24 protein-coding genes are annotated in these 25,587 nt (G+C 44.8%); 11 read left to right on the forward strand and 13 right to left on the reverse strand.

Features of this window, described 5'->3' with window-relative positions; translation table 11 throughout:
- Nucleotides 1-9 precede the first annotated feature (9 nt).
- From NEJAP_RS06035 to NEJAP_RS06045, 3 genes are read left to right on the forward strand one after another with little or no spacing between them, the layout of a single operon-like run.
- Entirely contained in the window at nt 10-1,053 is a 1,044-nt protein-coding gene (locus tag NEJAP_RS06035; protein WP_201349766.1) for a DUF2157 domain-containing protein, read from the forward strand.
- Between the two features lies 1 nt (nt 1,054).
- The gene (locus NEJAP_RS06040) at nt 1,055-2,692 is read left to right on the forward strand and encodes a GDYXXLXY domain-containing protein (RefSeq protein WP_201349767.1); all 1,638 of its coding nucleotides are present in this window, start codon (nt 1,055-1,057) and stop codon (nt 2,690-2,692) included.
- 37 nt (nt 2,693-2,729) lie between these two features.
- Nucleotides 2,730-3,101 carry a diacylglycerol kinase gene (locus NEJAP_RS06045; RefSeq protein WP_201349768.1) on the forward strand — a complete coding sequence of 124 codons (372 nt, stop codon included), beginning with the start codon at nt 2,730-2,732 and terminating at the stop codon, nt 3,099-3,101.
- A 152-nt stretch (nt 3,102-3,253) separates the two neighbouring features.
- On the opposite strand, the gene NEJAP_RS06050 is transcribed toward NEJAP_RS06045, so the two are convergent.
- Nucleotides 3,254-4,444 carry a PLP-dependent aspartate aminotransferase family protein gene (locus NEJAP_RS06050; RefSeq protein WP_329610951.1) on the reverse strand — a complete coding sequence of 397 codons (1,191 nt, stop codon included), beginning with the start codon at nt 4,442-4,444 and terminating at the stop codon, nt 3,254-3,256.
- A 482-nt stretch (nt 4,445-4,926) separates the two neighbouring features.
- Between NEJAP_RS06050 and NEJAP_RS06055 the strand changes: the two genes are divergently transcribed.
- Nucleotides 4,927-5,727 carry a hypothetical protein gene (locus NEJAP_RS06055; protein ID WP_201349769.1) on the forward strand — a complete coding sequence of 267 codons (801 nt, stop codon included), beginning with the start codon at nt 4,927-4,929 and terminating at the stop codon, nt 5,725-5,727.
- A 109-nt stretch (nt 5,728-5,836) separates the two neighbouring features.
- Nucleotides 5,837-6,649 (forward strand): collagen-like protein, encoded by an 813-nt coding sequence (locus NEJAP_RS06060; protein ID WP_201349770.1) that lies wholly within the window; start codon nt 5,837-5,839, stop codon nt 6,647-6,649.
- Nucleotides 6,650-6,870: 221 nt separating this feature from the next.
- Here NEJAP_RS06060 and NEJAP_RS06065 read toward each other — a convergent pair whose 3' ends face one another.
- The 6 genes from NEJAP_RS06065 to NEJAP_RS06090 form a co-directional block, all read right to left on the reverse strand.
- On the reverse strand, nt 6,871-7,254 hold the full coding sequence (locus tag NEJAP_RS06065) for a RidA family protein (protein WP_201349771.1): 384 nt from the start codon (nt 7,252-7,254) through the stop codon (nt 6,871-6,873).
- Nucleotides 7,255-7,347: 93 nt separating this feature from the next.
- Nucleotides 7,348-7,701 carry a cupin domain-containing protein gene (locus NEJAP_RS06070; protein WP_201349772.1) on the reverse strand — a complete coding sequence of 118 codons (354 nt, stop codon included), beginning with the start codon at nt 7,699-7,701 and terminating at the stop codon, nt 7,348-7,350.
- Nucleotides 7,702-7,742: 41 nt separating this feature from the next.
- The gene (locus NEJAP_RS06075; protein WP_236591080.1) at nt 7,743-9,038 is read right to left on the reverse strand and encodes a TRAP transporter large permease; all 1,296 of its coding nucleotides are present in this window, start codon (nt 9,036-9,038) and stop codon (nt 7,743-7,745) included.
- Entirely contained in the window at nt 9,038-9,517 is a 480-nt protein-coding gene (locus tag NEJAP_RS06080) for a TRAP transporter small permease (RefSeq protein ID WP_201349773.1), read from the reverse strand. The genes NEJAP_RS06075 and NEJAP_RS06080 overlap by 1 nt, the downstream gene beginning before the upstream one ends.
- 84 nt (nt 9,518-9,601) lie before the next feature.
- Entirely contained in the window at nt 9,602-10,612 is a 1,011-nt protein-coding gene (gene dctP, locus NEJAP_RS06085) for a TRAP transporter substrate-binding protein DctP (RefSeq protein ID WP_236591081.1), read from the reverse strand.
- A 76-nt stretch (nt 10,613-10,688) separates the two neighbouring features.
- Nucleotides 10,689-11,996 (reverse strand): NAD(P)/FAD-dependent oxidoreductase, encoded by a 1,308-nt coding sequence (locus NEJAP_RS06090; RefSeq protein ID WP_201349774.1) that lies wholly within the window; start codon nt 11,994-11,996, stop codon nt 10,689-10,691.
- Nucleotides 11,997-12,184: 188 nt separating this feature from the next.
- Here NEJAP_RS06090 and NEJAP_RS06095 point away from each other — a divergent pair, with 188 nt between their 5' ends.
- Nucleotides 12,185-13,177 carry a LysR family transcriptional regulator gene (locus NEJAP_RS06095; protein ID WP_201349775.1) on the forward strand — a complete coding sequence of 331 codons (993 nt, stop codon included), beginning with the start codon at nt 12,185-12,187 and terminating at the stop codon, nt 13,175-13,177.
- Between the two features lie 47 nt (nt 13,178-13,224).
- On the opposite strand, the gene NEJAP_RS06100 is transcribed toward NEJAP_RS06095, so the two are convergent.
- On the reverse strand, nt 13,225-13,632 hold the full coding sequence (locus NEJAP_RS06100) for a cupin domain-containing protein (RefSeq protein WP_201349776.1): 408 nt from the start codon (nt 13,630-13,632) through the stop codon (nt 13,225-13,227).
- 131 nt (nt 13,633-13,763) lie between these two features.
- Nucleotides 13,764-14,189, reverse strand: a complete 426-nt coding sequence (locus NEJAP_RS06105; RefSeq protein ID WP_201349777.1) for a carboxymuconolactone decarboxylase family protein — start codon at nt 14,187-14,189, stop codon at nt 13,764-13,766.
- A 125-nt stretch (nt 14,190-14,314) separates the two neighbouring features.
- Between NEJAP_RS06105 and NEJAP_RS06110 the strand changes: the two genes are divergently transcribed.
- Together NEJAP_RS06110 and NEJAP_RS06115 are read left to right on the forward strand one after the other, a co-directional pair.
- Nucleotides 14,315-15,208: a LysR family transcriptional regulator gene (locus tag NEJAP_RS06110; RefSeq protein ID WP_201349778.1), complete on the forward strand. Its 894-nt coding sequence runs from the start codon at nt 14,315-14,317 to the stop codon at nt 15,206-15,208.
- Nucleotides 15,209-15,435: 227 nt separating this feature from the next.
- On the forward strand, nt 15,436-15,747 hold the full coding sequence (locus NEJAP_RS06115; RefSeq protein ID WP_201349779.1) for a rhodanese-like domain-containing protein: 312 nt from the start codon (nt 15,436-15,438) through the stop codon (nt 15,745-15,747).
- A 110-nt stretch (nt 15,748-15,857) separates the two neighbouring features.
- On the opposite strand, the gene NEJAP_RS06120 is transcribed toward NEJAP_RS06115, so the two are convergent.
- Nucleotides 15,858-18,557 carry a nitrate reductase gene (locus NEJAP_RS06120; protein WP_201349780.1) on the reverse strand — a complete coding sequence of 900 codons (2,700 nt, stop codon included), beginning with the start codon at nt 18,555-18,557 and terminating at the stop codon, nt 15,858-15,860.
- 366 nt (nt 18,558-18,923) lie between these two features.
- Here NEJAP_RS06120 and NEJAP_RS06125 point away from each other — a divergent pair, with 366 nt between their 5' ends.
- Complete coding sequence (locus NEJAP_RS06125) at nt 18,924-19,964, forward strand: mechanosensitive ion channel family protein (RefSeq protein WP_201349781.1); 1,041 nt, start codon at nt 18,924-18,926, stop codon at nt 19,962-19,964.
- A gap of 194 nt (nt 19,965-20,158) precedes the next feature.
- Here NEJAP_RS06125 and NEJAP_RS06130 read toward each other — a convergent pair whose 3' ends face one another.
- Nucleotides 20,159-20,569, reverse strand: a complete 411-nt coding sequence (locus NEJAP_RS06130; RefSeq protein WP_201349782.1) for a Rap1a/Tai family immunity protein — start codon at nt 20,567-20,569, stop codon at nt 20,159-20,161.
- Nucleotides 20,570-20,666: 97 nt separating this feature from the next.
- The gene (locus tag NEJAP_RS06135) at nt 20,667-21,944 is read right to left on the reverse strand and encodes a nidogen-like domain-containing protein (RefSeq protein ID WP_201349783.1); all 1,278 of its coding nucleotides are present in this window, start codon (nt 21,942-21,944) and stop codon (nt 20,667-20,669) included.
- 821 nt (nt 21,945-22,765) lie between these two features.
- Between NEJAP_RS06135 and NEJAP_RS06140 the strand changes: the two genes are divergently transcribed.
- Nucleotides 22,766-23,956: a diaminopropionate ammonia-lyase gene (locus NEJAP_RS06140; RefSeq protein WP_201349784.1), complete on the forward strand. Its 1,191-nt coding sequence runs from the start codon at nt 22,766-22,768 to the stop codon at nt 23,954-23,956.
- A gap of 101 nt (nt 23,957-24,057) precedes the next feature.
- On the opposite strand, the gene NEJAP_RS06145 is transcribed toward NEJAP_RS06140, so the two are convergent.
- Nucleotides 24,058-24,552, reverse strand: coding sequence for an Lrp/AsnC family transcriptional regulator (locus tag NEJAP_RS06145; RefSeq protein ID WP_236591082.1), 495 nt, complete (start codon nt 24,550-24,552; stop codon nt 24,058-24,060).
- Between the two features lie 247 nt (nt 24,553-24,799).
- Here NEJAP_RS06145 and NEJAP_RS06150 point away from each other — a divergent pair, with 247 nt between their 5' ends.
- A complete protein-coding gene (locus NEJAP_RS06150; protein ID WP_236591083.1) occupies nt 24,800-25,585 on the forward strand; it encodes an aspartate/glutamate racemase family protein in 786 nt (261 codons plus the stop codon).
- Nucleotides 25,586-25,587: the final 2 nt, after the last annotated feature.

Here is a 25,587-nt window from a genome sequence, read left to right on the forward strand (position 1 = left end):
AAGGTAAATGTGACAGATAACCGCAGGCAAATTTTATCCTGGGCAGAGCAGGGGCTTATTCAAGGAGACGTAGAAGACGCGTTAGCGGCTACTCACTCACGCCCCGCTAAAGAAGACTGGTTTAGTTTTATAAGCCAGTTTTTGATGTGGGCAGGTGCCGTTGCTATTGCGGTTGGCATGATCTTCTTCTTTGCTTTTAACTGGGATGCCATGGGGCGATTTGCTAAATTTGCTCTGCTTGAAGCCATTATGCTGGTTGCTGCATTCATTTATGCTCGTCTAGATTGCCATCGTACATCCTCAACGGTGGCTTTATTAGGCATGGCTCTGTTAACAGGGGCATTGCTGGCCCTAACCGGGCAGACTTATCAAACCGGAGCGGATCCATGGCAGTTGTTTGCCGTGTGGGCCGCACTTATAACACCATGGGCGGCGATAGGTCGATCCAGCACGTTATGGATTCTCTGGATCGGTTTAGTCAATCTATCAATAATGCTGTATCTGAACACTTTCCGTGGAATGTTTGGTTTTCTATTTCGTGAAGAAGAGTGGTTGTGGATATTCCTTGCGGTCAATACCGCCTTTTTAGCCTTCTTTGAAGTGCTGGCATGCTTAGGAAGCCAGCAAAACGTTTCAGATAAAAATGCTAACACCATCGCTTTATCCGTAGCGTTAGATAACCGACAAGCAGCACAAGTCTCGGCATTAATTGCAGGCGTTACGGTAACGTGGCTAGCGATCATTGCCATTTTTGATAGCCATGATACCGCTTGGGGTTTTCCTGTTTATGTGACGTGGATGGCCGCTGTTTTCTACTTGTACCGCTATAAAGTTCTGGATCTTGTGTTGTTATCGGGCTGTGTATTAAGTGGCATTTTAGTGGTGACATTCTCTCTGGGCTGGATGTTTGAAGATGTCTTGGATGACGGGGCATTTTTGTTAATCAGTATGGCTATTATTGGCCTGTCTGCTGCAGGTGGTATTTGGTTGAAGAAGCTGGCTCGTCAACAAACAGCTCACGTAGAAAAAGACCAGAAAAGTGAGGAGGCGTAATATGGACTCTTCAATGAACGCTTTGTGGGAAACACTTAAACGCCAGCAGTTAGTTTCGGGGGATATGCCCGCTAATACAGATGACTCGCTGCATGACAGTACGCCTTGGTACATTGCTTTAATGCAGGGGTTTGCTGGATGGGTCGCTGCATTTTTTATGCTGGGTTTTGTTGGATCGGCGTTTGGATTTTTGTTCCAATTTGATAACGAAATAGCGCTTATTGCGTCAGGTTTTATCTGTTGTACGGCCGCTTACATCTTGTTTCGGACTCAACCAAAAGGCATTTTTGTTGGCCAGTTAGGCTTGGTGTTTAGCTTAACTGGGCAGATGCTGGTGGCGTGGGGGCTGTTTGATTGGATATCTTATCAATCATCTATGGCATTTTTTCTGTTGGCTGCTTTTCAGCTAGTACTAACCCTGCTTATGCCGCATTTTATACACCGTGTTTTAAGCTGTTGGTTTGCCATGATTGCGCTTTTCTGGGGCCTCAATCAATTGGGTATTTATGGCTTAGGGGCGGCGAGTTGTTGTGTTTTATTTACGCTGGTATGGATAAATGAAAATCATTGGAAGCGCTTTTACCCTCTATGGGAGCCTGTAGGTTTTGGGCTAGCGTTGGCATTGGTGCAATTTAATGGGCACATTCTCTTTAGTGATGACTTGTTATCTTTCTATGATAAACAAGGTGCTAATGTTTGGTGGGCAATCGCTCCCTGGATAACATCGGCGTTAGTGGCTGTGTCATTTGCGTTAGTGATTCAAAAAATCTTTGTGCAATATCAACTCTCGTTATCATCTGTAACAGGGCGTTTGGTTGTTCTTGGTGGTGTTTTACTTGTTGCCTCTGGGCTTATTGCTTTAGGCACCAGTAGCGCTCTGCTTATTTTGCTGGTGGGTTTTGCTTACCAGAGAACCAGTCTTAAAGTACTGGGGTTACTCGCGTTGATATCGTTTGTCTCTTGGTATTACTACAGCCTCAATACCACGTTACTGCTTAAGTCATTCATCTTGGTAGGTACTGGTATAGCATTATTACTGGGGCAACTAGTGATGCGCGCGTTTTTAAATAGCGGATCAAGTCAAACTGATAGTGAAAAAGAAAGTATTTTCTTATTATCGCGTCTATTAAAGCGCTCAGGTATGAACAGCACTAAATGGATTGGCGTGATGATGGTCTGTTTAGTTTTAGGCGCTGTAAATTTTACCATTTTTAAGAAAGAGCAAGTATTAGCATCGGGTAAGCTAGTCTTGTTGCAGCTTGCGCCAGTTGATCCTCGCTCGCTCATGCAAGGGGATTACATGCGATTACGCTTTGCTCTGCAAAGAGAAGCGTTTGCAGATAAATCGGTGGAGAGTGAAGAAGGTTTTATTATCGTTAACCTAGATGAAAATAGCGTGGGTCAGTTTACTGGTTTTTATCAGGGTGAAACACTGGCAGATAACCAAGTAAAAATGCAGTACCGCGTGCGAGATGGAAAGGTTAAATTTGCTACCAATGCTTTCTTTTTTCAAGAAGGGACTGCTCAAACATACGAACAAGCGCGTTATGGCGAGTTCAGGGTGGCCAGTAACGGGGAGCTACTGTTGAATAATATGCGCGATAAAGACTACAAAATCTTAGGATATAATCAACCGTAATCTGGCGACCTAAAGCCTACAAAATAAGGGATAAGTAATGGCAAAGGTAACTGGCTTAGCACGGTTCTATTATGCAACGAAATACTCAATCAAAGGGATAAGCGCTGCGTTTAAGCATGAACCCGCTTTTCAGTATGAAGTGTATGGTTTTTTGGTATTGTTCCCAGCATCGTTCTGGGTCGCCCAAACAGCAACGCAATGGGCGCTGTTGGTCAGTGTTTGTTTGCTTGTCTTAATTTTGGAACTGATAAACTCCGCTATAGAAGCGGTAGTTGATAGAGCTGGTACTGAGTTTAATGAACTGGCAGGGCGTGCTAAAGACTTAGGCTCTGCGGCTGTTATGTTTGGGTTGCTCATTACTGCTGCCGTGTGGGGAGGCGTTATCTGGGATAATGGCGGTTTGTTTTAGACCGCTTCGTGCCAAAAGGAGTCATAGCGGTCTAAATGCCCAATGGAACGAAAAGACAACAAATTCAGACCATTTGTCGTCGCTTCACATATATTCCAGAACACCTTGCCATTAGAGCCGCTTACACCCCATACGCTTGAACTAAACTACCTCTATTCTTTTATGGCTTGTTCTAAATCTTCAATCAGGTCCTGAATATTCTCAATGCCAATTGAAAAGCGGAGAAGGTCATCCGGTACTGGGCTGTCCTCTCCTTCTACCAGTGCCCGATGCTCAACGAGGCTTTCTACGCCACCCAGTGACGTCGCCCGTACAAAGCATTTCATCTGCCCCATAACGTGAGCGGTTCGCTCTCGCCCTCCCTCGAGTCGTATAGAAAGCATTCCGCCAAACCCCCCCTTCATTTGTTTAACAGCTGTTTCATGATGGGGGTGGGAGGGTAGGCCCGGATAGATCACCTGTATGACGCCGGGAAAATCTTCGAAATGGCGGGCAAACGTTAGCGCATTTTCACAAGAGCGCTCGACACGAATATGCATGGTCCGCATGCCGCGAAGCAAGAGCCAGCTCTCAAAAGGGCCGAGAATTCCACCTTGTTGCGCACGTATCTTGCAAAGCCTTTCCCAACGGGTATCCTCACTGGCGGTGATTATGGCACCAGCCACGACGTCGCTATGACCATTGATATATTTGGTGGCTGAGTGGAATACAAAGTCAGCTCCCAGCACTATCGGCTGGGTCAACAGGGGTGTAGAAACTGTTGAATCTACTACCACTTGCGCACCGGCGCTTTGGGCTAGAGCTACAGCCTTTGAGATATCGACGACTTCCCAGGTTGGGTTGGCGGGTGTTTCAATCCAGAGCAGGTGTGTGGGTGCAGCTGTTAGCACAGCCATCAGGTTTTCTTCATCCCCGGGATGGTAAAACGCAAGCTCGATGCCCCATTCTGCGCAGAAGGTCTCCAGCCAGCTCCGGAAAGACCAGTACATTATTCTTGGTGCGACAATGCGCTCCCCGGGACGAAGCGTCTGAACTAGCGCGGTTGCAGCAGCCATGCCCGAGGCAAAAATTTTGCAGGCTGTACCCGCTTCAAGTTGACAGAGGAGCGCTTCAGCCATCTCGGTATTGATACTCTGATCTCGGGCGTAAATACGATCGCTATCGTAGAGTAATCCCTGCTCGTTCCGAGCAAAAGTAGTCGAGGGGTGGATGGGTGGAACCACAGCTCCCGTAACCGTATCAAGGTAGTGCCCAGCCTGCGCTAATAGCGTTTCGGCGTTATTTTTTTTATCATTTTTAAAAACCTGTTCTTCAATACGAAAGATGTGTGCCTCTAATTTCAGGCATGTATATACAAACTAGCCTGCAATCAGTTTTTAAAGTTGTTCTATAAACTGGTCGACTTCTTCTTCCAATGTTGCCCAGAATTTAACAAGCCGCAATACGGAAGAGCTGTCATCAACTTTGTCCATATGTAAAAGTTGAGCGACCTAATTGTACTTGCTCGACTACGTGCCAAATCAATTCTAGGTTATTCCTTCGGAAAAGTGCCAAAAGCAGATTATCTTCCTGCTGATAGGTAAGCTCTGCTTTATGTGCGTTTATGTACAGTATGGTAATCTTGGCCCTTTTTGCATATGTTATGAGGCCAATGGCAACACTAATGGATTTATGTTTCATGACAAGGAAGCTAAAAATGTTTTCAAATCATAACGTTATTTCTCTTTTTTTAAATAGTTCATTTTTTCGTGCCGGCCCTCTAATAACTGTTATGAGGCCAACGGCCTCTTAAACGATCTGTTAACCCACATGGAGAGATCGAGTAGTGAATCGAGCTGTAGCATTCATTGATGTTTTAGGATTTAAGCAGAAGATAGTTAGCGAATCTGCTACCGATCTTGGTGAGAAGTACAAAAGGGTTATTCGGAATGCGCTCGAAAAGCATTCGATTAATGCAGATTTTTCCAAAGAGCCAGCAATCTTTCCAGAAATGTCCGGTGATGATGAGTTCTGTATTAGCAATGTGTTTTCAGACTCCATAATTCTCTCGTCATTTGATGATTCGGAAACAAACTGCCTTAAGTTACTAGTGTTTACTTATAGATTAGCTAGATCCATGATTGTGCAGGGTTTTCTAGTCCGTGGAGGAATATCCTATGGAGATATGTTCGTCGATCTAGAGGATGACATATTCGTAGGCACCGCGCTTACTGAAGCATACGAACTCGAAATGAACCAAGAATGGGCAGGGATAACCATACATGACAATCTAGTAAACGCATTCCCTCACATATTTGATGGCACACGTGAGTACGCAGGGTATCTGAATTGTTTATTCGTAAAATATCCAGTCCCAATGAAGCGGGGAGAAGTTAAAGAACTTTATACAATCAATTGGCGCTGGAATTTGATTATTCAGAAAGGAACTAAATCCTTGCTAGGTGAGCCAACTGACTGGGCTGCTAAGGTAAAGATCGATAACACCTTAAAGTATGCCAAATTCATTAGAAGTAACCCGCTAGCCTATCCAGCTGACAGTTTCGATTGCCCAATTGAAATCAGAACCATGTACGCTGCTGAAGGCCCGCCAGGTGATAAAATGCCTAGCCATGGCGATGAGTATTAGGGTTAACAAGGCAATCAACTGCCGCCAGCAAGCTGGCTCGGAACTCCAAACTGCTGCGCAGTTTTCCGTCCCGTTATTGCGGCGTTAGTGATCAAGGAGGTTACATCTAATGCGAAACGATTATGAACTTTATAAAGCAATTGAGGATATTCGGCAGACTATAAGCAAGGATGTCGATAGCAAAGTTAACGAAGAAATTGAAAAGCGTAGTTTTAAAGTTAAAACAATCTTTTGGGCTTGCACAACAGTCTTAACCATTTTTGGTATTGGGACTTGGTTTGCGCTCCCCCAAATTGCTGCAGATACAGCTAAAAAAATTGTAAAAGAAGAGACAAGTTTGCAAGTGCTTGGTGAACTAAAGCAAAAAGAAATAGAGATTCATGCGGCTCACACCAATGCAATGGATTACCTAAGCAAGCTAAGTAATGAGTATGAAGAGTTTTCGGCGAACTTAGTAATTAAATTAATAGATGACAATAAATTTTCAAATAAGTTGATAAACGAGTTTAAAAATAATTCCGATTTCATAGCCATAACTAAAGGAGAAGTTGGAGAACCAGGAATAGATGGTTTGCCTGGCAAGAATGGTATGAACGGAAAGAATGGCGAGCCTGGACCGCCGTTATTCGATGGTCGCTTTGTATATGGCTCTGTTAGCTCCGATGGGCAAAAGGTCACTGGAGAAGATTACACTGTTTCTAGGATGGGTGGTGGTATATATAAGGTTACGATAAACAAACCATTTGGTAGCATTCCAACAATATTTGTATCGGCGGAAAGCGCTAAGAACCTACGTGACGGTGCGATTATTTCAATTAGATATAATTCAAGAACTCGCAGAACATTTGAAGTAGCAATTTCTTATGGAGAAAATAATAAACTTATTGATTCAAACTGGCAGTTTCTAGTCATCGGAAAATGATCACTAACAATTCGTTTAAAAGGACAAAAAACAGTTGGCTTTTACTCCTTCGTCGCAAATTATAGCCAACAATTTTTTGCCTCTTAACGAGGCGTTAATGTCCAGTTAGGATCGATTTTCGACTTAAATGGCCCTGAGTAGAACCAGACAAACGGTGAGGCAAGTGAGTTCCAGCATCTGGCTGACTTGAGCCTCCCGTTGGTTTACTCAACATGCATCCTTTATTGGTCGGTATTGACTGCTGCATAGGCGACCATTTCAACTAGCATTTCATCACGTGCTAATCCTGCAATGACCAACGCTGCCCGATTAGGGAATGGTGCACTAATATATTCGGCATAGACACGGTTTACAGTGGCCAAGTAACTTTTGTCCGTCACGTAAATCAGCACTTGTGTAAGGGCGGATAAATCGGCTCCGGCGCATTCCAGTGTATGCTTAAGGTTGTCTAGCGTTTGGCGTGTTTGTGCTTCAATACCGCCTTCAACGACTTTGCCTGATGCATCTATCGGAATTTGTGCAGTGAACAGAATACCATTGCCAATGGTTGCCCATTCCAGTGGTGAAGGTGAGTCGTAGAGTTCTGTTTTTACAATGCTGATCATTGAGTGGGCTTTCCTGTTAGGGGGGTAATGTTGGCTATTAAATAGCCGAGGGCGCGTTACTACCAGCGCCAACGGCTTGGACAATAAGACCTATCACTCGGCGTTGGCGAGTAGCTCTTTCCAGTTACCTGGGTAGACGGCGTAAAAGATGCTTGCTTGTTCGCCCTCATATTTCAATTCGGTGCCTTTCGGAATCCATATAATGTCGCCGGCATGCCCCTCGAGAATCTCCCCGCCAGTCACTAAGCGAAAAATGCCGTCGATGACGTACACGACTTCGTCATAGAGCACCGTCCAGGCGATAGAACAAGCATCGAAGCGGGCAACACCTGCAGCCATGGTCGAACTGAGTTCGCCCCCGACCGCGCGCGCTACTTCTGAATGCCCCGGAGGGCCTCCACGGTGGGCAAAGTTGAGACTGGTCGATCTAATAAGTTTGGCAGTCATAAATTTTCCAATTTTTTCTGGTCAAGTCAAAGTAGTGTTCGTTACATGACACCCAGCATTCGCGGGATGAACAGTGAAACTTCCGGAATAAAGGTCGTCACCATCATCACGGGTAGGCCTACAACTAGAATCATCCAGATTGCTGGCATAATCGCGTGGTGGATTGAAACCTGACCTATACGACACGCCATATACAGTATGGGCGCAACCGGCGGACTGTTGGCTCCGATCACTACAGAGCATGCGACTATGGCGCCGTAGTGAATGGGGTCAACGCCAGCGCTTACAACCAGCGGCATCAGTAACGGAGCGATAACCACAGTGACCGACAGATCATCCATTATCATGCCGGTGATGATCAAGAATGCATTGACTATCAGTAAAATCAGCAGGGGATTTTGTACCAGTGTGGTGATCCACTCGGTCAGTTCCTGTGGTACACGTTCGGCGGTCAGAATGCGGCCGATCATGAATGAAAACAGTAGAATTAGCATGATGGTACCGGTCGTTTCGGCTGACGCTATCACGCTATCCTTCAAGCGAATGAGGGTTAAATCCTTGTAGAAAAAGAAACCGATAATAATAGCGGCAACCACTGCAACCGCGGCCGCTTCAGTTGGCGTGCAGATGCCACCGTAAATTCCGCCAAGAATCAGAAAAGGCAGCGACAGAGCAGGCAGAGCTGATTTTGTAATACTCCAGCGCGAGGCTATCTTTTGTCCCGGTGTCGTGTCGTCGGGGTTCGTTTCGGTAAACAGGCGTCCGGCGCAAAAACGGTTGAATAGGGTCAGTCCAAGCATCAGTAACAGAGCAGGCCCTATTGTTGCGGCGAATAAGGCAGTAATGGACTGTCGTGTGACTACACCAAACAAGATCATGGTGACCGAGGGCGGAATCAGAATTCCCAACAAAGATGATATTCCCAATAGTGCGCTGGCGTAGCCACGAGGGTAACCGCGCTCGGCCAGTGGGCCTATCATGATGGTGCCGATCGAGGCAACGGCACCACTGGCGGTACCGGAAATTGCACCAAAGATACCTGAGGCGTACACCATAGAGGCTCCCAAGCCGCCGCGTCGTCCTCTTACCAGCATTTCGATAAAATCAACGAGGCGTCGAGCGATGCCTCCACTCTTCATTAGGTAGCCAGCGAGTACAAAGAGCGGCAGTGCGAGCAGGATAATGTGGTCCAGCGAGCGGAAACCCTGTAATAATAATGTTGTCATGTTCACGTCATAGATGAACACTAGGTACGCAAGTACGGCAGCAAATGACCAAGCAACAGGCACGCCGATGGTCATTAATACAATCAACAAAAGTATGGCCAGAACGCCCATTATTTATCACCTTCTTCTTTTGGGTTGTGGCACGCCCTGCCGGTAATTAGATCACGCATGGCGTAGGCGAAGCAGCCAATACTGGCAAGTGCTAGAGAACTAAGTGGAATCAGCTCGGGGAGCCCTAGTCCCGGTGTGGTTTGTGGGCGTTTGATTGCGAAGCTCATCATGCGCCAAGCTAAGTAAATGAAGAACATGGTTGTTGCGACCATGATCAGAGCAACCACTCGCTGGTGCAGACGCAGTAGGAAAGGCGAGGTAAGCTGCTGCGGCAAAAAGTCGACGACAAGGTGCTCTGCACGTCGACTCGCTATGATCCCACCAACCATGTACAGCCACATGGCGCTGATCAATGCCAATTCGTCGATACCGACAATGGACCATTCAAGAGCGTAACGAGCAACCACCATGAAGAACACAAGCCCAGCCACAACTACGCTGGCAGTGATCGCGATGGTATTGAGCAGGCGAGCTATCACGCGATCGACCGAAGAGAAAAAACTAAGCATGGGTACCTCCAAAACAGGCTAAAGGCCCTGCCTTTCGGCAAGGCCTGTCAATCATTAGAGCTTAGGCGCATTTTTCCGTACTTTTTGTACAAGTTCTGGGCCCACTTCGGCTTCCATCTGTGGCCATACCTGTTCACGTGCAACTTTTGCCAGTGCGCGCAGCTCTTCTTCTGTTGGCTCTATGTATTTCATGCCACCCGCCACGGCTTTATCGACGTAGCTTTGGTCTAGGGCTTTAGCATCGGAGAACTGCTTCTCCATTACAAGCAGTGCGGCGTCAGCTACGATTTTCTGCTGGTTAGGGTTGAGCTCTTCCCACGTTTCTGTATTCATCGATAATACACCTGTTACGAATACATGCTTAGTGCGGGTGTAGTGAGTCAGTACATCACGAAAGTACTCATAGTCCCAGTAGATGATGTTACCCGCATCGCCGTCGACAACTCCGGTCTGAATAGAGGTGTATACCTCACCCCAAGTGATGGCTGTTGCTTGATATCCCAGCGCTTGCATGGTCTGTGGGTTCGGGAAGTTAGACGGTACGCGAACTTTGAGTCCCTTGGCGCCTTCGACTGTGGTTGCGTATTTTCCACGGGTAGCTACACCGCCAAACCCTTCAGGCCAAGCGCCGAAAAAAGTCAGTCCTTGGTCGTTATGTACTTCGTTATAAATTGTGTTTAGCCAACCACCCGGACGGTAGGCATCAAATGCTTGTTCCCAGCTAAGGAACATATAAGGCATATTGCGCAAGCCCATACGCTTATCGTAGGAAGTGAGGGGCCAGTTGAGCATCATGTCTACTTCGCCTGCCATGAACAGGTCAAACACTTCTTTTTGGTCGCCCAGCTCATCTTGATAAAAGATATTAATCTTGATTTCGTCGGGTGTGCCGGCTGTTTTTTGCTGGATAATTTCAGCCCAGTTATCAAGAGCGTTACCTGTCGGTGAACCCTTGGATCCGGTGTCTGTCGCCATCTTTAGCTTAATAGTGTCGGCGGTTGTCGCCATAGAAAAGACAACAGCAGCAGAAATAGCCAGCACCTTTGTAAACTTGAGTATGTTCATTTAGCCTCTCTCTTATTTAGATTTATTTTTTATTGTTGGCTCGTGCATTTGCACGAATATTATTAAGCACCGGATGTCATATTTCCGTCCGGCTTGCCAGTCGTGCCATTGCCATACGCAGTGGTACGCCTATTCGCAGCAGCGGTTTGGGCGGCAAGCGTGAAGGGCTGCCCGATACCTCCTGCATGTTAGTGAGCAGCTCGCTGTGTTTGCCTGATAGCATATCAGCCAGCATTATGCCCGAAATTGTTCCTCGTGCGGCTCCGACACTTTGGTCACAGCCCGATGAGTAGATACCTTCTTCGAGTTTACCAAAATAGGTCTCAAAATTAGCTGATAGACTGGTCGCACCCCCCCATGTGTATTCGATGTCGACATGCTTTAGGGTTGGGTAACGATTGTCCAGGCCTTCTCGGTGCCGCTCTTTGATAGCAGGAATGATAGCAGCGGGGGTATTGTAATCCGGAGCGTAGCGATATGAATTGCGAATGATCAACCGACGGTCTTGTGTCATGCGCATGGTCGTGCCGGCATGATCCGCAGGTGTCATGCCCCAGTCAAGTTTGCCTCCATACAGTGACATTTCTGCATCAGTCAATGGTCGCGTCATACTGGCAAAGGTCATTACCGGTAAGATCCGGTTTTTCATGAACCCCAGCTCAGGTGTAAAGATGCTGGTTGCCACAATAAGCTGTTTGCAGGTGATAGTGGCGTTATGGGTCTTCAGTTTGAAGCCGCTGTGCTGACGACAGATCTCCAACACCGGTGTGTTTTCGACGACCTGAACATTGTCAGGCATTGAGTCTGCTAAGCCTCGCATCAGGGCGGCGGGTTGCACCAGTGTACCACCGGGAGTATAGATGGCGGCGTTGTAGTAGTCGGTGCCGAAAACAGCCTGAGCTTCAGCTTTAGACAGTCGCTTATAAGGCTCGCCAGATTTACGCAGAAGCTCCTCATAGTTGTTGAGGTATTTTTCACCGCGCGAGCCAACCGCTCCTTGGTACTTTCCAACCCGAGACCACTGGCAATCAATGCCGAAATTATCGATCTGCTGTTCCAAGTGTTCAATGGCGGCTCGGTTGAGCTGTATAATCTTGTTCTTGAATACGTCGTCGGCACGTTCGAGGTCACGTTTGTGAGGTTGGTCGATTACAAAACCGGAATTACGCCCCGAAGCACCCTGACCGATTTTCAATGCATCGATCAATAGCACCTTGTCATCTGGGCAATTTTCGGCGAGACGACGTGCGGCAGCCGTACCAACAAAGCCACCACCAATGACAACGGTATCGAATGTCGCGTCATCGGTGAGTGCAGGGAACTCGGAAACTGAACCGAGTAGCTCGTACCAACCACAGCGATCATCGTATTGCGGAAAAATCACGTCTATTCTCCTGTTCGAGCTTGTCAGATGATGGACAGGTAAGGGTTTTTGGCACCGGTCTGTCCAAGTGCGAGATAATAGTGCACTTTGAATATTCATTTGTCTTCATTAAGGCTTGTATTTAAGCTAAAATTACCTTAAGTATAAATAATATTTATATTCAGGTTCATTCAAACGCGGGAGAGACCATGAAAGATGGGCGCCTAATTGATACCCACGCTCTTAATTCTTTCGTCACCATTGCTGAGGCCGGGTCGATGAGCGAAGCGGCGAAGCGCCTTGGTGTTACTCAGCCTGCTGTTTCCCAGATCCTCAAGCAGCTGGAAGCGCAGGTCGGCACTCAATTGGTGGTTCGTCGTACCAGCCCTGTACGGTTGACGGTGGCCGGGCATGTGCTTAAAAAAAATGCAGATGCCATTCTAGGCGAGTTGCGTAGGCTGATAGCAACGGTGCGCGAAGCAGCTGACAAGGGCTTAGTGCAATGTCGCTTGGGTTTTGTTACCTCATGTGCAGAGGTGTTTGGCAGTAAATTGATTGGTGCGCTTGGTCACCAGACGGAACGGCTTACCCTGCGTAGCGGGTTAACCTCAGGAATGGTTGAGGCTTTCCTTAATCGGGAGATAGACGTCTTGGTGTCAGATGAGGCGCTCGCTGGTGTGGAGGGGCTCGAGCGCTTTGCGGTGTTCCGTGATCCAATGCTACTTGCCGTTTCGAATGAGCACACCAGCGACTCGGATTTTTCTCTACAAGACCTTGCAACGCGCTGGCCTATGATCAAGTACGGTCGTGATGCGAGTATTGGCCGATTCAGCGAAGTTGTCTTACGGCGCATGCAAGTACAGGCTAACGTACGTTTTGAAACTGATGATACACACACACTCATGAGCTTCGTACGCGACGGTCACGGATGGGCCATTCTAACAGCGACCTGCTTGGCTCAAACGCTCCATACCTCGGGTGAAGGTGCCGGAGTTAAGGTAATGGAACTGGGTAATAGCCGCCACTCCAGAACTATTCAACTGATCGCACGTAAAGGTGAGTTGGGAGGGATCCCAGGCAAGATCGCAGCGTTGATTCAGTCGATACTCGTCAGTGAAATTTTGCCTAAGTTGCAGACGCAAGCTCCCTGGATAACTGAGGAGTTATTCAATACAGCGCTACCAACTAAAACAGAAAATTAAGGCCGAAGGTTGATCAAGATTCGGCCTATACCTTTGCAATAACGATGCTACTTCTCTTCTATAACGCCAGAAGTTGTTAGCCTCGCATCTTCATTTGCTAAAAACACTGCCAACAATTTAGCGTGAAATGTTTTGCTTGGGTTATGCGTTAAAGAGTGGGTAATACCGGGTTGCTCTATCCAACTATCACCTTTTTTATATTCCACAATTTCTTGATCACCAAGTTGTGAATGCACATAGCCTTCAAGTACATAGACATACACAAAGCCTTCATGTTGATGAGAACCAATGCGCACCATGGGGGAGATATCTACCTCGATCGCAGTTAGTTTACCGCTTAGTAAGTTGGGTAGATGCTCAGATATTAATATGTCTCTTTGGACATCCCCTGGTAAAGACTCATGGGCAGAGGACAGCCCAGCGAAAAAAAATAAAATAAATATCATTGCTCTCATATATATTTTCCTAAAATGATTAAACTTTACTGGTAGCTTTCGCACTCGAAGTGTTCCGAGATCACTAACTTTCTTGCAGCAATGATTTTTAGCTATGTTCATTACTAACAGCTGGAATCCCCAAAAGAGCTTTAAGCTCGCATCGAAATTGCCATGCGGTTCCAAGCGTTGATTGTTGAAATCAGCATAATCAATTGTGCAATCTCTGCAGTAGAGCTGAATTGTTTTACAAGTTGATAGGTTTCTTCCGATAACCCTTGGTCTGTAATCAGGGTTACTTCCTCTGTCACTGCTAGTATTGCTTGCTCTCTTTCAGAGAAAAGAGACGACTCCTTCCAAGTTGCCAATTCACTCAGGCGTTGCTCAGTCTCACCTTGTTTAAGAGCTGAGTTGGTATGCATGCCAATACAGAAATGACAGCCGTTGATTTGAGAAGCACGAATCCGCACAAGCTCTTGTATCACAGGTGAAATTAATGATGTCGCCAGGTATTTTTCCAATGCAAACATAGCCGCGTAAGCATCGGGTTGAAGTTGCTGGATATTGAATCTGCTCATGATGATTTACCTATATTGTTGGCTTGCTGTATTGATAACAGGAGCAATTGTAGGCTTCTTGATTGAGACAAAAACCGCTATAGTTACAAATTATCTTTGCTTAATTGGCAATAATGGTGATTCAAATGCCCCGCATTCAGACCGATGAACTGGTAGCTTTTATTGCTGTCGTTGAGGCAGGAAGTTTTAGCCGCGCTGCAGAACAGTTGAACCAGGCAACGTCGATGGTCAGCCGACAAGTAAAAAAACTGGAAACTAAACTAGCCACTACTCTTCTCAATCGAACCACAAGAACACTCAATCTCACTCAGGAAGGTGAGTGGTTTTATATCCGCGCTACGGAGTTAGTAGGAAAGCTGACGGATGCAGAAACCCATTTTACTGAAAATAAAAATAATCCAAGCGGTGTGCTGAGGGTCGATGCTGCTACCCCTTTTGCGATACATGCCATCGCTCCACTTATCGCTGGATTTAATGCCCTTTACCCAAACTTGAGAGTGCTTTTAGAGTCGAATGAATCGGTCGTCAATCTGCTGCACAACAAGGTTGATATTGCCATTCGCATTGGGGATCTTGAAGACTCTACGCTCAAAGCCAGAAAAATCGGGACAACCTACCGGAAAATTGTAGCTTCACCGGCCTACATTAAAGCGTTTGGCACCCCCAAAAGTGCTGAAGAATTACTGAGGCATCGTTGTTTGGGCTTTACCAAACCAGGAAAACTCAATCGCTGGCCAGTTTACGATAGTAATAATGAGCCGCTTATGATCACTCCTTCGGTTTTATGCGATAGTGGTGAAACAATCAGACATTTGGCTCTACAGAACAATGGCATCGCTTGCTTATCTGGCTTTACGGTCCATGGAAACCTAGAGCGTGGTGAGCTGATTTCTGTATTGGAGCAAGAGACTATCGATATTGGTATTCCTATTTACGCCGTATTTTATTCTGATAAATCGATAAGTACCCGAATCCGTTGCTTTATCGACTACCTCGATAGCCATATAAAGTTGTTTTAAGTTCTTCCTATTACGAGTTAGTTGTCTATTCACACGATACTATTTTCTATGAAATATTTTAGCTTGGGTCCACATAAAAGTTTCAGACTGGGTCTATAGCCGTTTTATCAGAGGTTATAAATTGACTAGCAAACCAGTGCTCGTCATATACAGATAAAATATTTTATAAGAGAGACATCAATGGCATATACAGAGAAATTCCAAAAGTTAGCAGATGATGCGTGTTTATGTGTTTATGTGTTGAAGGGGTGTTGCCTAAACAGGTTGATGCGTTGATAGCACAAGGTGCAATTGCACTGGATATCCGTGATAGCGAAGAGCACGAGAAAGGCCATATTGAAGGCTCGCTCAATATAAGTCGTGGAAAATTGGAAATGATCATTGAAGCTAAAGTAGAAAATTTAGAAACGGTGATTTTGTGTTATTGCAATGCTGTAAACCGTGGAGCTTTATCCGCTAATGCGCTAAAAAATATGGGGTATGAAAATGCCAAGTACATTAACGGAGGCCTCTTAGGGTACCGTAGCTTCCAAAAGTAAGGGGTTAAGTAGTTCTTCATGCGGGATTATTCGACCAAACCCTAAGGCGCAGATTTGTGCCTTAGGGTAGGTTTATGGCTCGTCGTAAGCGGTACTGATAATGCCGTTGGCTAGGCGGCATTGTTTGTTTCAACAACTGAGCTTATACATTCACTACTGTGGCTATTTACGAGTGCCCGTAACTCAGGGATACAGGAACCGCAATTACTGCCACACTTTAGTTTTTCACCGAGGTGCTCAACACTGTCTGCTTCACCGCTTTGTAATGTATTGATAATAGTTTGCTCACCCACCTGATAACAGGCGCAAATCGTTTTTCCTGTTTGTAGTGATGGGTCTGCTGGGAATCCTGCGAGTAATCGTAACCGGTCTTGATCAGGTAAAAACTCTGTTCCAATCTGTTTTGCTAACCACGCTTTATCGTACTCGGGCAGTTCTGGCCCGCTCAGTAAAACGACTTGTAGCAGGTTACCGATAAAGCCAGCCGCACTTAAGTATCGCTGTTCTGAGTCTTTAAAATGTACCCATTGATCAACCTTTGGGTATGCAGCGGTTAACCATGTAAATGACGGTGACGTTTCAAGATCAATAAGCTCCCACAAGGTGCAATTGGCCAATGGGGTTTTAAACCACTCCATCCTTTTATCAGGTACGAAGTCAGAAGCACTAAGTAAAACTCCCTGCCAATGAGGGGTTAATGGTTTGATGGTTACAGGACTATGTTTAAACTCCGGTTGGCCAGAAAGAGTGTCTTGAATAGGGCGCACCAGGCTATTTGCACGAGCATGGCTGGCAAATTCATCACTCCAGTGCATTGGTACAAATACAGAATCCTTGCGTTGAGAGTCGCTAATGTTAGCGCGTGCAATATACTCTATCCCTCGGTCCTTGAGAGATACCAGTGAGGTGTTTTTGATCAACAGTTTTGCTGCGGTGTCAGGATGGATTTCAATCTGAGGTGTGGCTATATGCTCCAATAAGCGGTGTGCTTTGCCGGTGCGTGTCATTGTGTGCCACTGATCTCTGATACGGCCTGTATTAAGAATTAACTGATCACAGTCGGCTGCATAAGTAGGTAAGCGTGGTGTAATAGTAATGAAGTGTGCCTTGTTAGACGCTGTATAAAATTGCCCGTCGTCAAAGAAGCGTTTTCTACCTTTAGGGTAGGTACTATTAATAGGCCACTGAATCGGCTCAAGATTTTGGTATTCCAGATTGCTTATCTCTGCAAGCCCGGAAATATCAAAATCACGTTCATTGTTACCGCGGGTGTTCGTATTTTCAAAACCAGATAGCGCAGCATGCTCACGAAATATATCGGCGCTAGATGCAAAGTTGAAGGCCTCGTTAAAGCCCATGCGCTTTGCCACTTCGCAGATGATTTTCCAGTCATCTTGCGCTTTTTTAGGGGGCGTAAGAAAACGACGTTGCCTAGAAATACGTCGTTCTGAATTCGTTGTGGTTCCGTCTTTTTCTCCCCAGGTGGTTGCTGGCAAGCACACATCTGCAAACTGCAGTGTATCGGTCGAGTCACTTGAGTCAGATACAATGACTAAATCACAATGAGCGAGTGCTTGTTTAATCTTGTCGGCATCTGGCATAGACACAACAGGGTTTGTCGCAATAATCCAAATCGCTTTTATCTGCCCATTACCTACGGCATCAAACATATCGACCGCTTTAAGGCCTTCCTTTTGCACTAGATTGGGCGCATTCCAAAAACGTTTAACTTTATTCAGAGAGTTTGGGTTGTTCAGCTCCATATGTGCGGCGAGTTGGTTGGCTAAACCGCCGACTTCACGCCCGCCCATGGCATTAGGCTGACCCGTAATAGAAAAGGGTGTTGCCCCTGGCTTACCAATTTTTCCGCTAATTAGGTGGCAATTGATAATGGCATTACCTTTATCGACACCGCTGGATGATTGGTTTATCCCTTGTGAGAAGAGGGTGACGGTGCGCTCATTACTAGCAAACCAGTGATAGAGTGTTTTAAGGGATTCTTCTGATACATCACAATCAAGAGCCGTTTGTACAAGGGTCTGCTGTTGAACATTTTCAGATAAGTCCTCAAACCCTTCGCAGTGCAGATCAATAAATGTCTGGTCTATTTTATTACTGGCAATTAGGTAGTGTGTTAAACCGTTAAATAGAAAACCATCGCTACCAGGCTTTAGAGGTAGATGTAGATCAGCAATATCACAGCTGGCTGTTTTACGAGGGTCGATTACGATAATTTTCATATCAGGACGTTCAGCTTTAGCTTTAGCTAAACGTTGATAAATAATAGGGTGTGCCCATGCCAGATTAGAGCCTGTTAAAATGACTAAGTCGGCTAATTCAATATCTTCATAGCAGCCAGGAACAGTATCGCTCCCAAAAGCGCGTTTATGTGCTGCCACGGCTGAAGACATGCATAAGCGAGAGTTAGTATCGAGGTTAGCGGTGCCAATAAAGCCTTTCATTAGCTTATTGGCGACATAATAGTCTTCTGTCAGAATTTGTCCTGATACATACATCGCTACAGCGTCTGGGCCATGCTTCTCGATAATATCGGATAGTTTATTAGCAACATGAGAATACGCCGTATTCCAATCAACATTTTTGTTCGCAATTTTGGGTGAAAGTAATCGCCCTTGGTGACTTACGGTTTCAGCTAAAGCCGAGCCTTTAACGCAGAGCCTTCCTTGGTTGGTAGGGTGTTCTTTAGATCCACTCACAGCTATCAAATTTCCCTGCTGAACTTTGGTATCCACACCGCAGCCAACGCCACAGTATGGGCAAGTCGTTTTAATAGTCTCTGTTGTGATCATCTTTATTCCCAAAAAAAAGGCGCCAAACAGAAGTAACCCCGAAATAGCGCCATTGCCAAGTCTTCTCAAAACCGAGAACAAATATTTGTGCGCTGCTCACGCACATGTCGAACCATGTTTACCAGCATAGGAGTAGCATGATTAATGCCAAAGACGTGTTTAGTCGATAAGTATCATCGTATCTAATTGTTATTAAAGAATTTTATTTGTTATTTTGTAATGCTGATAGTAATGCTTACTTAATTTAAAATGTTCTTAGTGGTGCACTAAAATGAACACTGCCCCTTTGTAGTACTTAACATGATGTAATACAGCTAGGTTTTAGTGAGCTAGCTAATACAAACAACAGGATGCGCAGAGGCTTTTATGGATAGTTTGGTTGGGCAGGTTGCTTTTTTAGCGCCCTCATTGGTTGTTAGCCTAGTAGTGGTTGCGCTGCTGCTAATGGCAAATTGGGTTTTATTGGGTCGTCACCCTGAACTGGGTAACGAAAAAAAGCTTCCACGACAGCTCACTTTATTGGCGTTGACACTTATAGGCTTTGTCGTGATTACTTTTGCATTGCCGATTAGTGATACTGCGCGTAACCAAGTCATAACACTTGTAGGTGTGTTGTTTTCCGGGATTGTTGCATTTTCATCGACAACCTTCGTGGCCAACTTTATGGCGGGGATCATGCTTCGTATGAATCAACCGTTTAGAACAGGTGATTTTATACGGGTAGAAGATCACTTTGGTCGCGTTTCTGAGCGCGGTTTATTTGATACGGAAATTCAAAGTGAACACCGCGCGCTTATTACCTTACCTAACTTATATCTTGTGTCGCGTCCGGTAGAGGTGATTAGTAAGTCAGGTGCGATTATTTCCAGTACTTTAACCTTAGGGTATGACGTCCATTACTCGCGTATTGAATCTTTGTTAATTTCGGCGGCTAAGGCAACAGACCTAAAAGACCCATTCGTACAAGTCATTGAATTGGGTAATGATGCGGTTACATATCGGGTGAGTGGGCTATTAATCGATGTGAAAAGCATGCTAACAACGCGCTCGCTACTGCACCGAGCTATGTTAGATGCATTGCATGATGGAGCGGTTGAGATAGTGTCTCCGACGTTCGTAAACCAAAGGCGCATGGATGATCACGTTAAAATAGTGCCTGGGGCAGGGGTGAGACAATCGGTAGAAGCTTTGTCTACCCCTGAGGATATTATATTTGATAAAGCTGAAAAAGCTGAACAACAAGAAGCTGCTCAAGAGCGTTTGAAAAAAGAGCTACAAACATTGGGAGAAACACTCAGCGTCGCCAATGGAGATGAAAAAACTAAAATTGAGTCCCATATAGAGCAAGTAAAGCAACAGCTCGATAATGTGAGTGAGTTAAGAGAAAGATCAAAAAAAGAGTACTGAATAAGGAGCGACACCTAGCCTAAATTTAGAATTTTTTATTAACGGTTAGTAATGTGCTTCACTCCTACCTATCTACTGGTATTTATTATTAAGTTTCTAAGCCATAGATTTGATGTGTCTTGTGATAGCTGCTTTTTCTAGAAAAGTGCTGCGGCCAGTTGACGCTGGCCACTAGTTGTATTCGGATTAGTATTTTATTGATGTGTAGAAAATTCGGTGCAAGGGTAATTGGCGGTCATTGCGTTATAGATACTAATTTGAACGGGAGCATCGCTTAACTTCTCATGTTCCTTAATATATTGTAATGATTCATATAGTAGTTCTTGTATTTGTGTGTTCTTAGTCAGGCAAATGAAGTTTTTCTTTACCGCTTTTTGTTGCCCCAGCATGTTTCCTACCAAGTTGACGCCGTTAATAACACCACCCACATAACCAGTGCAAGAACCCGCTTCTAAGGCTCGTGTGACTGCTTGGCTTGGTGTTTCTTGGCTTTTTGATTGGTTAATATTGTGGCACTTGTCATAAAACTGCTGGGCGGATATTGCAAAGGCTTGTGCACTGCTGAATAAGCTTATAAATATAAATAGGCTAATGGCCTTTCTCATTTGTATATCATCCTGTATTTATTGGCTCATAATTAAAAAGTAGAGATATAAAAATGTCGCTCTAAAAAGAGCGACATTTTAGATCATAGCACTATAACTATAGTGCTTTGCGACGGCGCCAAAAGATAGCTGTTAAACCAACCAATATCAGTGCGAAAGGTGCAGGTTCAGGCACACTGCTGGCTGGATCTGTATTAAATACAATAGGGGTTTGTGACATAGAAACAGTGCCGGGGCTAGCAAAAGTCAAACCAGTTACAAAAGCAAGAGGATCTGTAGGGTCTACATTTAAACCCGCTTCAATTCCGAGTATACGGAAACGGTCTACACCAGCAGGTGTTGCTGTAGTAAAGTCGAATTCTGAACCCGCATTTAAATCAGCAGAAAATTCGAATTCAGTTCCATTCCATAACCACAGTTCATATTCATCATCCCCAAAACCAGCAGGTAAAATGACTGAAGCAATCAGCGGGCTAGTGTTGCTAGTAATGGCATAGTCGTAACCAATTGCCACTTCTGGGTCGATGAATACGGTTTCATTAAGATCTACATCGAATTCAAATGTATAACTGTCATCAACAATAACTGGCAAAATTGGGTTTTCAGATGTTTCACCAGGTACGTTTCCTCCGCGGATTGCGAATACCCAGAGGCCATTTTCACCGCCACTCACATTAGTTTGGTTTTGTAGTTCTAGTACCTCATTGGTAAAAGAACCTGGAAGTGTAAAAGCATTGGTGTTATCTCCTGCGTCAAAACCGGCTTGAGCAGGGGTCCCACCAAATCCACCAGCACCATTAGATGCATCACCTGTGGTCCATTCAAGGCGGTCATAACGGAACTCAATATCAAAATCACCATTAGTGCCTGTATCATCGCTGCGATCACGTAGGACTAACTGGAAATTGTTGGTCAGGTCAGTATGACCGCTGTAATATCCAACGTCATTCCATGTAATGATTGTGGTGTCTACATTGGGCGCTGCAACATATACATTATTGGAAAGGTTATCACTATTACCACCTCGGGTATCTACATCAGCCCAAAAAGGAGCAATCATTGGATTGGTAGATGCTGGAAATGGCTCAGGAGTGAATCCACTTACAGGAGAGTCAAAAGTAATATTGCCATTATTATTTATGTAGAATTGGTTGTACTCACTGCCAAAGAAGTTAGCAGTAAAGTTCAGGTTTAATAGGTTAGAAGAGCTATCGTCATTTTGGAATAATGCAAGTTCACCAAAACCTGATTCTCCCCCTAAACCCTCTATTAGGGGGGCAGCCATACTTGAAGTACTAAAGGACATTAAGCTTGTTATTAGGGCTACTTTAATCGCCTTGTTTAAAGGCTGGGTAGTATATTGCTTATTCTTCATTGGTATTCCTTTTAAAGTGCATGTCCGTGAAACAGTTTAAGTATCTTTGACGGTCGTCATAGCACGTATCATTCCATTTTTCGTAACTAATTGTTTTTAAATAAATAATTTTATTTTCTAATACGATGCTTAACATGTTTGTAAGATTATTTGACATTTTTATAGGTGGATTCCCTTAATGGGCTGGTTTTTTATGCTCTAATCACGTGATGCGAAAGATGGGGGGAGGGAACTTAGTAGAGTAAAAAGCAAGAAGTTGAAATAAAAAGATAATGTTATTGATTGTGATTATCATTTGCGTTAATATGATTTTGCTCAACAAGTTAAGTCAGATCTCACCTCTGATTTGCTTCATCTTCTTTTGTTGGTGCAGGCCACAAAAGAAACACGGTTCTTGTCATTTACAGGGTAACCTTCGGGTTACCCTTTTTTTATGCTCTTGTTAGGTTTGCTACACTGCTAAATATTGGTTTATATAATTTAATGCGATTAAAGCGTCGTAATTTATCTATGTAGGCTGCTAAAAGGTTATGTGAGGATAATAGTCATTATTTTACATATTCCAATGAAATTCCTTGCCATTGTGATGGATTAGAAGGAATGCCCGCAGAGTCATTTCATACAATTTTTATAGTCATAACCTCTCAATAGGTATTAATAATTCCGTTGCAGAAGGCTATGGGGACTTCTGGTCTGACATAGACAGAAATTAAAATAAGATGAATGGTGATTTGTCTTTTGTAGTGTTGCTAACGTGGGGGTGTCACCCCGGTTCAGTCGCTACAAAGAAAGCTCCATGATAACCAAAGGCATTGATGATTATGTTAAAACTGAACGGGACTCTGACCCATTTTCCAAACCCTGTAGCTAACAGTAAAAATGTATATTCTGATGCACAGCGAGATGTGATCAGTATTGCTAAAGCGGCTAATGCGATTGCTGATATCAAAACATGGCCGGCTTACTCTGAAACGCCTTTGCACTCATTAGCAGCGATGGCCAAAGATGCAGGTCTAGGGGCGCTTTGGTATAAAGATGAATCACTGCGTTTTGGTTTAAAAAGCTTTAAAGCGCTCGGCGGTGCTTATGCCGTGGCTTGTCAGTTACAAAATGTTTTAGAAGCTCAGTTGGGCAAGCGGCCAAGTATTGCTGAATTATTAGATGGGCAACTAAAAGACGCCTTATCTGAGATAGTGGTAAGTTGTGCAACCGATGGTAACCATGGTCGTTCTGTTGCCTGGGGCGCGCAGATGTTTGGTTGCGGCTGTGTTATTTATATTCACCGTGATGTGTCTGAAGGCCGTAAACAGGCTATGCAGGCATATGATGCTGAAGTGATTCGTATCACGGGTAACTATGATGAGTCCGTACGTCAGGCAGACCTAGATGCTAAAGCGAATGGACGTATCATTGTTTCTGATACTAGCTATGAAGGTTACATGGAAGTGCCTAAAGATGTTGCTTTAGGTTATACCGTCATGCTGGCTGAAATTGTTGAACAGCTAGAAGGTGAAATTCCAACTCATGTGTTCATTCAAGGCGGTGTGGGTGGTTTGGCCTCAGCGGTAGCGGGTTATTTCTGGGATCTTTGGGGTGAGCGTCGTCCACGTTTTGTTGTGGTTGAGCCTGTTGAGGCAAACTGCCTTCAGCTGAGTGCCAAAGCCGGTAAGCCCGTCGTTGTTGATGGTGATCTGAATACCTTAATGGCAGGTTTGGCATGTGGAGAAGTGTCAGCACTTGCATGGGAAATTCTATCAAATGGTGCTGATGACTTTATGACACTCAGTGAAGAAGCCGTTGCAGAAACAATGCGAATGCTAGCTAAAGGTTATAAAAGTGACCCTGCAATTGAAGCCGGTGAGTCAGCTGTACCTGGTTTGGCGGCGGCGGTTATTGCAGCTCAGCAAGATGAATTTTCGAGCGCTCTAAACTTGAATGCTAAAAGTAAAGTACTTGTTATAGGTACTGAAGGTGCTACAGATCCGGAGTTGTATAAGCAGTTGGTGGGCTAATTTTCTGCGAGATATTTTACAAAAAGCCTCGTAATTACGAGGCTTTTTTATATCTAAGTATTTATGAGGGAGAGCTAACTAATACCCTTCATTAGTGATGTTTAACTCTCTTCTAAAATAACCGGTACTGAAAGCCCGACTTTGACTGAGTCCATCACGACATTCGTTAAGAAATTACGAATGTTACGATTATCGAAAAACACCTCGCGGGTAAAAGCTTCGTAGTCTTCCATATCTGTTGCCGTGACCACTAAAATGAAATCGGCGCTACCGGTTACGTAATAGCATTGTTGAACAGCAGGATTTGCCTTCATCTCCTTTTTGAAAGTATCAATTAGATCTGCACGTTCACGTTCTAGTGTTACCTGTACCAATAGGGTAACTGCACGTCCCGCCGCTTTAGGGTTAACAACGGCGATATCTGCCTGAATAATATGTTGTTCGCGCATGCGTTTAATTCGACGTTGCACTGCCGCAGGTGATAAGCCTACCTGCTCCGCTATCTGGTCAGATGTGGTTCTATTTGAGCGCTGGATAATCGTAAGAATCTTCCGATCAAAACCGTCAATACTTGCCGTTTGAGTATTATTCATCATGAGCCCTTTTCTCTAACCTGCAATATGATCCTAAGGATATAAGGGCCTACTGTAAAGAAGTTAGTGCTGGTTAGAAATAGTGGTGAATTTATGCATTTTTTTTGATTTTTTTGCGGTTAATCATCAACAAGTAATCGTTATTACACGAATGTCCGCAGATTAACGCCGTAATATTGACTAATAACTTATTCACCATCGAACAATAAAAAAAGCGCATGGCTATGACCGTGAGCAAAGGAACATGATGATGAAACTGACTACTGTTCAGCACAAACAGCCCTTGGAGCTCCTTGCTCCAGCAGGTCGTATTGGCGTTATCTCTTTAGCGACAGATTTTAATATCGAGGCAGACCTGCACCGTATCTTTCCAAGTGATGTGCAGTTTTTTACCAGTCGTGTGAAGAATGTAAACCCGCTGACTATTGAAAATTTGCGTACGATGGCGCCCGGCATTAGCACGACAGCAGATACTATTCTGCCAGGTGTGGAATTGGATGCCATTATCTATGCCTGCACCTCCGGTACGATTGCTATTGGTGTTGAGCGTGTTACTCAGCTAATTAATGACGTTTGTCCCGGTGTTCCTGTTACTAATCCGGTGACAGCTGCACTTTCAGCATTCGAGTGTTTCGCTGCAAAACGGATCTCAATTCTGACGCCTTATACCGAGATGGTTAATCAAGAAGTGGCTCAGTTTTTCACTTCGCAGGGTTACGAAGTCCTAAGTATCGCGGGTTTTGCTTTTGAAGACGACACGGCGATGACTTATATAACGCCACAAGATATTGCTGATGCAGCGGTTGCTTGCTGTGACCCTGATGCAGAGCTCATGTTTATATCTTGCACTGCTCTGCGAGCATCTTTGGTACTTGATGATATTGAACAGCGCTTAGGCATTCCTGTAGTCAGTAGTAATCAAGTATTGGCATGGCACAGCCTTACATTAGTGAATTATCCCGCTGCAGTGAACGGATTTGGTGCATTGCTACGCGAGCACCTGACTGCTGATACTGCATCCGGTGTACTTGTTTAATT

The sequence above is a fragment of the Neptunomonas japonica JAMM 1380 genome, assembly GCF_016592555.1.
Taxonomy (GTDB): domain Bacteria; phylum Pseudomonadota; class Gammaproteobacteria; order Pseudomonadales; family Balneatricaceae; genus Neptunomonas; species Neptunomonas japonica_A.